Raw genomic sequence first — 11,086 nt, forward strand, 5'->3', positions numbered from 1 at the left:
ATACAAACCATTTGCCTGTTGCTGTGCGTGTGATTGTGCAAGACTTAGGGATACCTAAGAGTGACCTGTGCTGGACAATGCGAATGCAACCAATACTGCCCAATCGCAAGCCCTTGTCGTCCAATCGGCATCCATTGGCAAACTGAGGATAGGTGATAGAATCATAGCGATGCTCATGCTTGTATCTGGGAAAGCCAGCTTTCTCGCCTGTCTTTGACTTCTCTTTCAGACGACGAAAGAATCCTTTGAATGCTAAATCCACCCTTGCCGATACTTGTTGCAATACCTGACTATATACTTGCTTGAAAGCGGCGTGTTGTTGTTTCAACAATGGTATTGTTTTAGTCTGGTCATATTGAGAGAGAGACTTATTCTCATTCTTCCATGTTTGTATTCTTGTACAGAGTAGTTGATTATACAGAATACGACATTCGTCAATATGTGCCAGCAAGATTTGTTCTTGCTTTTTGGTCGGACGCAATCTGTATTTAAACGACTTAACCATAATAAAAATATATATTTATGTATTGTTTTTGTCAAGTGTAATATGGAATGAGTTTTGTTGATGAAGTGCTGGCGCACTTGTACACCGCACCACAGCCGCCGATAGTCCCTTGAGGACTATCGCCCAGGCTAAAGCCGCCCCATAAATTCTATGCGCTTCGCCATGCGACCCAACGCTAAAGCTCTCTGCGAATGGGTTTTACGCGCATTTCTGATAAGGCACAAGTTCCGTACTTGATATTAAGCGCGTGATGTGATACCTTGATCTCAACATATTAACCAGAACGGTCTTTTCATGCCACTAATCAATACACCAGACGCGCTCGAAACCCTCGTCCACCGCGCCCTAAACGCGCCCTGTGTGGGCATTGATACAGAATTTGTCTGGGAACAAACCTACTATCCCCGCCTGGGCATTATACAGGTGGGACTTGCAGAAAATGATTGCCACCTGATAGATGCCGTCGCATTATCGGATCTATCACCCCTGGATGCATTAATAGCAGATCGCCACACCGTGAAAATTTTGCACGATGCACAGCAAGACCTCTGGATATTGAGACGCATAACAAATGCTATCCCCCGCAATATATTTGACACGCGTTGCTCAGCGGGCTTTGTGGGTATGAGTTCAACCCTATCGCTGAGCAATCTATTGCACATGTGTCTCAATATACAACTGCCCAAAACAGAAACGCGCACAGACTGGTTGAGGCGACCATTATCGGACAGACAACTCGAATACGCCCTGAATGACGTGCGATATTTGCCCGCCCTGCGCGAACATCTCCTGACCGACATTCATCGTCGAGGCCGGGAAAACTGGTTGGCAGAAGAACTCCGTCAGTACGATGTTGCCAAATTGTACGACGACCGCGCGCCCGAAGAACAATATATGCGCATAAAAGGCACGGGGCGACTATCGAGACGCGATATGGCCATCGTGCGAGAACTGGCCGCATGGCGCGAAAAAAAAGCGCGACAGGCAGACCGCCCCAGAACCTGGATCATAAGGGACGACGCCATCGTGCAAATTGCTCGGCGCAAGCCGCAATCAATTCAGTCGTTAAAACGATTGCGGGGTATCTCAAGAGCAACCATAAATCAGTACGGCAATAGTCTCCTCAACGCTGTGCAGCGCGGATTGGCAACCGACGAAAAAAATTGCCCACCCATATCGCCACCTGTGCGACCCGACCCCTTTGAGGATGCGCGCCTCGACCTCGCCATGGCTTTTTTGCGCGGACAATGTCTATCAGAAGGCATCGACATCGCAATGGTGGCATCCCGAACAGAAGTCAAAGCATTCATTTCAAAAAAAAATGCGACGGATAATCCGTTGCACACAGGTTGGCGACGCGAATTTTTAGGCGCAGACCTGATCGCACTCTTAAACGGCAAACACGCCATCGGCATCAATCCCGACACCCACTTGCCAAACTTGATCCGCGATAAGGCATAGTGTCACCACCCGTGAACAGAATGCCCTTCTTCTGGGAAAAAGGTAAAATCGACGATAGAAGACACACCCACGCCGACGACATAACCGATCACAAGGCCAAAAAACAAAGGGATACAGCGCCGATAGAGCGAAATGCCACCGACGCGCAGAATAATGAGCTTGGACGCCCAGGTCAGAAAAATACTGAAGGCATAGACCCGAGACCCCGACATCTTCTGAAAAGCCAGACCCAGGGGATGCAAGGGCCACCACGGGATGCGATTGCGAAGGAGCATAAGCAGACCCGCTTGCCCAAACCCAAAAATCCAGACTGCTATCTTCCCCGGATCAAAAACCGTTTTATCCGCACCAACAATAGCGGAAACCATGCGATCGTACGTGCGAATATTGGACCCGCTAAAACCCGACAGCCCCAGATTCTGACCCGCGTAATTATATCCCAAATACACAATAAAAAGACACGACCCGAAGAACCCCGAGGCAAAAGCCAGCAGAACGATCCAGAAAACCCAGCGACGGCGGGCATCATTCCCTAAAAGTTTGAGATGATGAGGCAGCGCGGGCCATGCGGGAATGCGCGTATTGCCAAAAAATGCACTCGAATTAATCACACCCAATGCAACGGTATTTTGTTGCGTGAGCGTTGCGGTCCCCGTAAAAATCTCGACAATTTGCCCCCCCTTACCCCCAACTGGAAAAAGATAAGAAAAGCCACTCGCCGCAGTGTATTTTGCCACAGTAAAATACGCTGCATAAAGTAATAAGAGATGGAAGAGCGCGAGAAAAGGAGACAACCCCACTGCGATGAACCAGCCAAAAACAAAAATAGTCGCCACAATAAACCCGAGCAACGCCAGGCGATAAGATACGAGACCATCATCTGCCTCACCCGTCACGGCTGCGCGAAGAACATCTCGCAAATGGCCTCGCGCGACCCATACCGCCCACACCGCCAGAAAAATGAAAGCACCGTGAGATTCTAAAATCAGAATCTCACTCGCTTCTGCCTGTTGCCCGGAAAGACCCACATTAAATCCCGTGCGAGCCATCACCCCTTCTTTGACAATAGCGATAAGACGAAAAGCCCAGAAACTGAAAAGGATATCCAGATTACACATATAAGTAAGGCCCAAAACAGGGGGCAGAATACGCAAATAGAACGATGGAAAATTGCGCGCAATGGGCACCTCTTTGGTCAAATAACCGTCGTAAATGCCAATTCGGGGCAAACTGATAGCAAAATAACCGAGAATATTCCAGGCAAAAACACCGAAAACAACAAAAAACCCCACCCAGAAGAGTTTATTCCGAAAAATCCCGGGTATAACGCGACCCGGTTCATCAAAGCCCTCAGTCAGTGCAATCGGAAAAGCCGCGAGAGGAAAAGTGAGACGCTCGTTCTCCTCCCATTGCTTTTGAAAAATAACCGCGAGGCATAACCCGGCAACAACAAGAGCAATAGACACGGCGAACCACCAGTGCAGAGAAGCCAGCCATCCGCGCCAGGGAATGCTCGCGCCATCGGGAAGACCCTCGTAATACGTCCGAATAATCTCAGGCGCTGCCTGCGGCAAACACCACCACGGCAAAATGTCAAAAAGGACTTCTTCCCATCGATTCTCGGGCGAAGCGTAATAAAACGGCGTACTGACAATACCGCCCCAGTAGGTCGTCCACCCACTTGCCGAAACCGTGCCCACAATCCACGACATACTGTAAATAACCAGAAGCTCTGTACCCCGCAAAGCCATGCGCGGCCATGCCAGCTTCAAAATGAGATTGATCACGAGCCACGCGACAAAGGGCAAAAGCATCGCCATAGACAACTGCGACTTGACCAGCGACGCAGACCCCAAAATCATGCCCGTGTAATCGCTGTAAATATTGAGCAACGCCGCAGTAGCCGTACCCAGGACAATGGATCGAATGGTAATACGCCGCGGGTGTGCAGGTTCGGATTGTGATTGTGCAAGTGCCATAAGATAGAGATAAGTTCGCGTTCAAGTATCCAATAGTATTGTGGGTAATGATATATCGCGCATTTGTCAAGAATGTATTGTATGCTTCATTTCCCCACAATATCTTGTGCTCTCAGTTTTTTTAAGATTTCATATCGGGTTGGTATATCATCTTGATCTGACCAATCTTCAAAAAGCGCGTTCACTGCTATAAAAACAGGCAGAACGCACTTTGTATTTTTTTCTTCCCTAAAAACGCGACCTGTTCTACATTAACAGTCCATTGCTTCATTTCCCCACAATATCTTGTATATCCCCTTATATCCCCTCTTAAGATTTTTATTCATCCCTTAGTTTGTATATCGTCTATTGGTCATAAAAATTGGACGATATACCGTCTAATGGGAAAAATCTCTTTATCTAATTTTTTCTTTTTTCATTACTGTATATTAAATAAAAACAATTCTTTGTGAGTGTGACCACCCAAACAGACTCACATTGGCACAGATATTGCATATAAGTATTATGCTGCAAGAAGTCTCTCGTTTGAACAGCGTAAAGGAGCGGGCCTCAAACTTGTAGTGCATAACTGTTTTTACAGGCAAAATAACACTTCACCATCTGTGCTGCGCCGTACCTGGAACCGATAAATTACGACAATCTGCGCAAAAAAATATTTAAAAGGAAAAAATAAATGAGCACACAACCCAATGGCTTAATAGCTGTAGTCAAGCAGGACTGCCCGACCTGCACCCTCATAGCACCTGTGCTCAGGCAAATTGAAAATCGGGACGATACACTCGCGGTTTACACGCAGGACAATCCCGATTTTCCCACGGGAATTGCAAACCTTATTGACGACACCGGTCTGGAACACTCGTATCGCCTCAATATCGAAACCGTACCAACCCTGCTCCGTTTTGAAAAAGGGCGAGAAGTAGCGCGGACTGTCGGATGGCATCGCGGCGATTGGGAATCCGTATCAAAACTCAGCCCCCTCGGCGCAGACCTGCCCGAATCGCGCCCGGGATGCGGGTCAAAAAGCATCGAACCGGGCATAGCTGAAAAACTCGCCGTCCAATTTGGCGAAACCGTACTCACAGCCCGGCGCATTGAAATCGGCTCTCTCGAAGACGAAATAGAAACCTGTTTTGCACGCGGCTGGAGCGACGGCCTGCCCGTCGTCCCACCCACCGAAGAACGCGTAATGCGCATGCTATCGGGAACAACCCGCTCCCCCGACGAATTGGTGGGCATCGTCCCTCCCAATTACAACAAATGCACCGTAGAAAAAGTCGCCATCAACGCCGTCCTCGCCGGATGCAAACCCGAATACCTCCCCGTCGTACTCGCAGCGGTTGAAACCGCACTCACAGAGGCCTTTTGCATGCACGGACTGCTCGCCACCACATTCTTTGCAGGCCCCATGATCGTCGTCAACGGACCGATCACACGCGAAATCGGCATGAATGCGAGAGTCAACGCGCTCGGGCAGGGCAATCGCGCCAACGCGACCATCGGACGCGCCCTCCAACTCGTCATCCGCAACATCGGCGGCGGCATCCCCGGAGGCATTGATCGCGCCACGCTCGGCAACCCGGGCAAATACACCTTCTGCTTTGCCGAACGCGAAGACGATTCCCCCTGGGAATCCCTCGCCGTCGAAAGGGGATATTCACCTGACGCATCCACAGTCTCCCTCTTTGCAGCCAGCGGCGTCACCCCCATCATGGATCAGGCATCCCGAGAACCCGACGCGCTTTGCCGATCTTTCGCCGCCTGCCTCAAAGCCAACGGCCATCCCAAACACGCAAACAGCCCGCCTCCCGCACTGGTCATATCGCCAGAACACACCCGCCGCTATGCAGACGCAGGCTGGTCAAAAACCCGATTCCGCGACACACTAAATCAGTATCTCCAACTCCCCGTCGCAGAACTCCTCGAAGGCGCGGGCGGCATCCCGGAAGGCATTTCCGAACAGCGAACAAAAGACAACGAAACACGACCCAAATTTCGCAACAACACATTGCACATCGTCCGCGCAGGCGGAGACGCGGGCTTATTCTCTGCCCTCATCAGCAGCTGGGGAGGCAGCCAATCCATCACAAAGGAGATCTCACCATGAAAATGCTCGACCCCACATCCGAGCAAAAACCAGCACAAAGAGAACGGGTAAAACGCCCGCAATCACTCGACGGACTGACCATCGGGCTTCTCGACATATCCAAAAGCAGGGGCGACGTATTCCTCGACCGCATCGAAACGCACCTCGCGCAGCGCAACCTCAAAGTCAACCGCTACATCAAACCCACATTCACGCGCCCGGCACCTGTCGAACTCCAGCAACAAATTGCCACTGAATGCGATATCGTCGTCGAAGGCCTGGCCGATTGAGGGTCTTGCACAACGTGCAGTGTGCACGATACGACCAACCTGGAAGCGCGCGGCATACCCACCGTCTTTGTCGCATCTGAGCCATTCCGAGAAGCAGCCGACGCCCAATCGACCGCCCTGGGATTTAATCCCGCCCGCGTCTTCGTCGCCCATCCTATCCAGGATCGCACCGACGAAGAAATGCAGGCACTTGCCGATGGCGCTATTGAACGCATCATGCAAAGCATTAGTGTATAACAAAGGATACACCTCCCAATGAACGACGAAAAAATCACCAAAACAGACCGAGAATGGCGAGAGCAACTCACGCCCGAACAATACTACGTCTGCCGTCAAAAAGGCACGGAACGCGCCTTCACCGGCATGTACTGGGACTGCCGCGAAGAAGGCGTATATCGCTGTGTATGTTGCAACGCCGAACTCTTCCGCTCAGACCAGAAATTCGACTCCCACTGCGGATGGCCCAGCTTTTTTGACGCCATTGACCCCGAACGCATCAATCAGCACGAAGACCTGAGCTTTGGCATGCGCCGCATCGAAGTCACCTGCGCCCGCTGCGACGCCCACCTGGGTCACATCTTCGACGACGGCCCCGCCCCCACGGGCCTGCGCTATTGCATCAACTCCGTAGCCATTGATCTGGACCGCGATGAAGAGTCGTGAAACACGCCTCAAGAGAGCTTTTACGGACCGAAAAAATGTTCTCACAAATTGAACCAATCTTCTCGCACATCATCCGCACCCACCTGACAGCCTTTATCCTCCTGCTGGCACTGCCAATCGCGGCGGGCGCGCAGGAAGTGACAATTACGTCAAGTCCTACCAGCATCATGGAAGGCAAAAGCGCCACATTTATCATATCGGTTTCACCAGCCCCAACCAGCAACCTGACGGTGAACATAGAAGTGACGGGCAATACCATCCCCAGCAGCTATACGCGTCCTACGAGAATTACCGTCGGCACCTCTGGCCAATACACACTGACAGTGCCAACCGAAGATTTCACGGAGGATCCGAACGACAAAAACTGGGGCAAGGTACACGTGGATATAAAAGAAGGGGAAGGCTACACGGTTGATGAGGACCAGGATAATGCATCCGTGCAGGTGATTGACGAGGATGCGAATGAGAATCCACCAGTGACAAATGCTCCACTTTCGGTAGTAACGCTTCACACAGACCAAACGCGGGTCGCAATAGGCGACGAAGTGACGCTCAAAATAAAGCGCACCACACCTTACGACAAGAGGCATCGAGTAGATTTTCGGGTGGGCGGACACCTGCCGGATATTACCGACTGGGAACCGATGGTGCAAATGCTTCATCCGAACGGCGGCAGTTTTCATTCGAACACGCCGGGGGAGAGATCGTATTCTTTCCGCGTGCAGGAAGAGGCCTGTGGGCACACGCAGGGGCGCAAAATTGAAGCCTTTCTCTTCGATGCCTTCTACTATGGAGGATCTAATGTTCGCGCCGGAGAAGATGCTTATAAAGTAGGCGATCCATCTGCGGTGAGCATAGATGTTTATACTCCCTCAGGCTGGCAACCAACTGGAGCCCCAACAATCAACGGCAATCTCGACGAGAATGAAATATTAACCGTCTCCCATGGCCTCAGCGGTGTGACAGGCTATCAATGGTACCGAGGTTCAAATCCCATCTCTGGTGAGACGGGTAGCACATACACAATAGTGTCAGCCGATAGTGGTCACCGACTGAAAGTTCGGGTAAACTTCAATAATGGCACGTGCTATTTGGAAAGCGCGTTGACAGCAGTCGTAAGTGGAGGAATGCCCATCGGGACAATTGACACAAATCCTCCAACCATCATCGAAGGTCAGACCAAGAGATTCAGAATCACAATGAACCCTGCCCCGACGACCTCACTAAACGCAGAAGTGCGCGTCAGCCAGATCGGCGATTTCATCACCGGCACACCGGGCGAGGGCATTCACACGATCTACTTCAACGCCAACCAGGCCACCGCCACAATAACAGTCAATACCGAAGATGATCAGGTAGATGAACCGAATGGCGAGATAAGCGTGGAACTGTTGAAGAGAACAGGCTATGACGTAGGCAACCCATCCATCGCAACCGTCATCCTTGAGGACAACGACGAATCTGGCGACGAGGGTCAGAACCCACAGAACCCACAAAACCCACAGAACCCACAAAACCCGCAGAACCCACAAAATCCGCAGAACCCACAAAACCCACAAAATCCGCAGAACCCACAAAACCCACAAAACCCACAAAATCCGCAGAACCCACAAAACCCACAAAACCCACAAAATCCGCAGAACCCACAAAACCCACAAAACCCACAAAATCCGCAGAACCCACAAAACCCACAAAACCCACAAAATCCGCAGAACCCACAAAACCCACAAAATCCTCAAAATCCGCAGAACCCACAAAATCCTCAAAATCCGCAGAACCCACAAAATCCTCAGAATCCGCAGAACCCACAAAATCCACAAAGCCCACAAGTGACCATCTCGCGAGGTCCCTCACCTGTCACCGAAGGCACAGATGCGACATTTACGTTCACAGCGTCTCCCGCACCTACAACCTCATTAAACGTGATGGTGGATGTCTCTCAGATCGGCAACTTCATCAACGGCACACCGGGCATGCGTCTGGTCAGCATCGGCACCTCTGGCACCGCCACACTGACAGTCGCAACGGATAACGATAATACAGATGAGCCAAATGGCTCGATAACAGCACAAGTACAAGCCGGAGCAGGCTACACAGTAGGTTCCCCTCCCTCGGCAACCGTCAACGTCAACGACAACGACGCAGCGCCAAGAGGTCCACCGCAGCCAAGAGTGACAATCACAGCGAATCCTACAACCATCACCGAAGGCGCGGATGCGACATTCACAATCACAGCGGATCCCAGACCGGCAACCACACTGAAGGTACGGGTAAACGTCACTCAGACCGGCAAGGTCCTCAGGGGCACACCCCCCTCAACTGTCACCTTCCGCGCCAACCAGACCACCGCCACCCTCAAAGTCGCAACGCACGACGACAATGCAGATGAAATCGCCAGCGAAGTAACCGCACAAATACAGACCGGAACGGGCTATACTGTAGGCACCCCATCCTCGGCAACCGTCAACGTCAACGACAACGACATTCCACAGATGACAATCACAGCGAATCGTTCAACAGTCACTGAAGGCACGGATGCCACATTCACAATCACAGCGAACCTCAGACCGGCAACCACACTAACCGTGAACGTGAACGTCACCCAAACAGGCGATGTCATCAGCGGCACCCCATCCTCAACCGTCACATTCAACGCCAACCAGACCACTGCCACGCTAAGAGTAGCAACACACGACGACAATGTGCGCGAATCCGCTGGTACTGTAATGGCGCAAATAACGTCAGGTGTGGGCTACACAGTGGGCACCCCATCCTCGGCGAGCGTAACCGTCAACGACAACGACACACCTCCGAACTCGCCAGCAACAGGTGCCCCAATAATCATCGGCAAACCCGAGTTAGGTGAAACCCTAAAAACAGATGTCTCCAACATCCGGGATGCCAATGGCCTCACCAATGTCATTTATGCCTATCAGTGGATCCGCGTAATCGGCAGTATGGAAACCGAGATCCCCGGAGCCACAGGCTCGACGCACACAGTGGTAACAGCCGATAGTGGTTACCGGCTAAAAGTTCGGGTAAACTTCAATGACGACTTGGGCTATCCCGAAGAATTGGAAAGCGCGTTGACAGCGATGGTAGTCATACCGGGCGTGACGCCGGTAATAACAATCACAGCGGACCCCCCAGGTGTCACCGAAGGCACGCCTGCCACATTCACAATCACAGCAACCCCTGCACCCACAATCACACTCACCGTGAACGTGAACGTAACCGAAACCGCCAATACCCTCAGCGGCACACCGCCTTCAACCGTCACCATCAGCGCTGGCCAAACCACCCTGACAGTAGCAACAGACGACGATAAAAAGGACGAACACGCCAGTGTCGTAACCACGCAAGTGCGAGCCGGAATGGGCTACGTAGTAGGCACACCATCCTCAGCCAGAGTACTCGTCCTGGATGACGACTTGCCACCCGCGATAGACGCAACCCTGAGCAGCCTGACCATCAACCCCGGCGTTATGACCCCGACATTCGCCCCGGAGACATTGTCCTACACCGCATTAGTACCGAACGCGACCTCGTCCGTAACAGTCACACCAACACCCAATAACCCGGACGCAACCGTAGCCATCAACGGCCAGAACACCACCTCATTGAACATACCATTTACCGGTGACACGATGGACGTCACAGTAACAGTAACAGCCGTGGATGGCGTCACCCAATTGACCTATACCATCACCGTCAACCGTGTGCCAACAGGGCTCCCACAGGTGACCATTAAAGCGAACACGACACCCGTCACCGAAGGCACGCCTGCCACATTCACAATCACAGCAAGCCAGCCCTCGGTAACCGATCTAACCGTGAACGTGAACATAACCGAAACCGCCAATACCCTCAGCGGCACACCGCCTTCAACCGTCACCATCAGCGCCGGCCAAACCACCGCCACGCTGACTGTCGCAACGCACGATGACGATATAGATGAACACGCCAGCGTGGTAACCGCACAAGTGCGAGCTGGAACAGGCTATATAATAGGCGACCCATCCCTGGCGAGCGTACTCGTGTTGGACGACGAAGTGACAATATCGACAGACGCAACGCTGAACAACCTGACCATCAACCCCGGTAC

The 11,086-nt window shown here is 51.9% G+C and carries 7 protein-coding genes; 5 read left to right on the forward strand and 2 right to left on the reverse strand.

The window, feature by feature from the left end; translation table 11 throughout:
* A partial coding sequence (locus tag OXH16_00650) for a transposase (protein MCY3679873.1) occupies positions 1-451 on the reverse strand: 451 nt, incomplete at its 3' end.
* Positions 452-799: 348 nt separating this feature from the next.
* Between OXH16_00650 and rnd the strand changes: the two genes are divergently transcribed.
* Positions 800-1,966, forward strand: coding sequence for a ribonuclease D (gene rnd, locus OXH16_00655; GenBank protein MCY3679874.1), 1,167 nt, complete (start codon positions 800-802; stop codon positions 1,964-1,966).
* Between the two features lie 2 nt (positions 1,967-1,968).
* Here rnd and OXH16_00660 read toward each other — a convergent pair whose 3' ends face one another.
* Positions 1,969-3,945, reverse strand: coding sequence for a hypothetical protein (locus OXH16_00660; GenBank protein MCY3679875.1), 1,977 nt, complete (start codon positions 3,943-3,945; stop codon positions 1,969-1,971).
* A gap of 673 nt (positions 3,946-4,618) precedes the next feature.
* Here OXH16_00660 and OXH16_00665 point away from each other — a divergent pair.
* The 4 genes from OXH16_00665 to OXH16_00680 form a co-directional block, all read left to right on the forward strand.
* Positions 4,619-6,049 (forward strand): thioredoxin family protein, encoded by a 1,431-nt coding sequence (locus tag OXH16_00665; GenBank protein MCY3679876.1) that lies wholly within the window; start codon positions 4,619-4,621, stop codon positions 6,047-6,049.
* Positions 6,046-6,555 carry a UGSC family (seleno)protein gene (locus tag OXH16_00670; GenBank protein ID MCY3679877.1) on the forward strand — a complete coding sequence of 170 codons (510 nt, stop codon included), beginning with the start codon at positions 6,046-6,048 and terminating at the stop codon, positions 6,553-6,555. Before OXH16_00665 ends, OXH16_00670 begins: the two co-directional genes overlap by 4 nt.
* Before the next feature lie 18 nt (positions 6,556-6,573).
* Positions 6,574-6,981, forward strand: a complete 408-nt coding sequence (msrB, locus tag OXH16_00675) for a peptide-methionine (R)-S-oxide reductase MsrB (protein ID MCY3679878.1) — start codon at positions 6,574-6,576, stop codon at positions 6,979-6,981.
* A gap of 35 nt (positions 6,982-7,016) precedes the next feature.
* On the forward strand, positions 7,017-11,086 hold a 4,070-nt coding region (locus OXH16_00680), incomplete at its 3' end, for a cadherin-like beta sandwich domain-containing protein (protein ID MCY3679879.1).

The organism is Gemmatimonadota bacterium (genome assembly GCA_026705765.1).
In the GTDB taxonomy this organism is placed as follows: Bacteria; Latescibacterota; UBA2968; order UBA2968; family UBA2968; genus VXRD01.

What these genes read in the sequence shown, in the direction of transcription:
- rnd (MCY3679874.1), top strand. Translation starts at nt 800, where the DNA reads ATGCCACTAATCAATACACCAGACGCGCTCGAAACCCTCGTCCACCGC.
- OXH16_00660 (MCY3679875.1), bottom strand. Translation starts at nt 3,945, where the DNA reads ATGGCACTTGCACAATCACAATCCGAACCTGCACACCCGCGGCGTATT.
- OXH16_00665 (MCY3679876.1), top strand. Translation starts at nt 4,619, where the DNA reads ATGAGCACACAACCCAATGGCTTAATAGCTGTAGTCAAGCAGGACTGC.
- msrB (MCY3679878.1), top strand. Translation starts at nt 6,574, where the DNA reads ATGAACGACGAAAAAATCACCAAAACAGACCGAGAATGGCGAGAGCAA.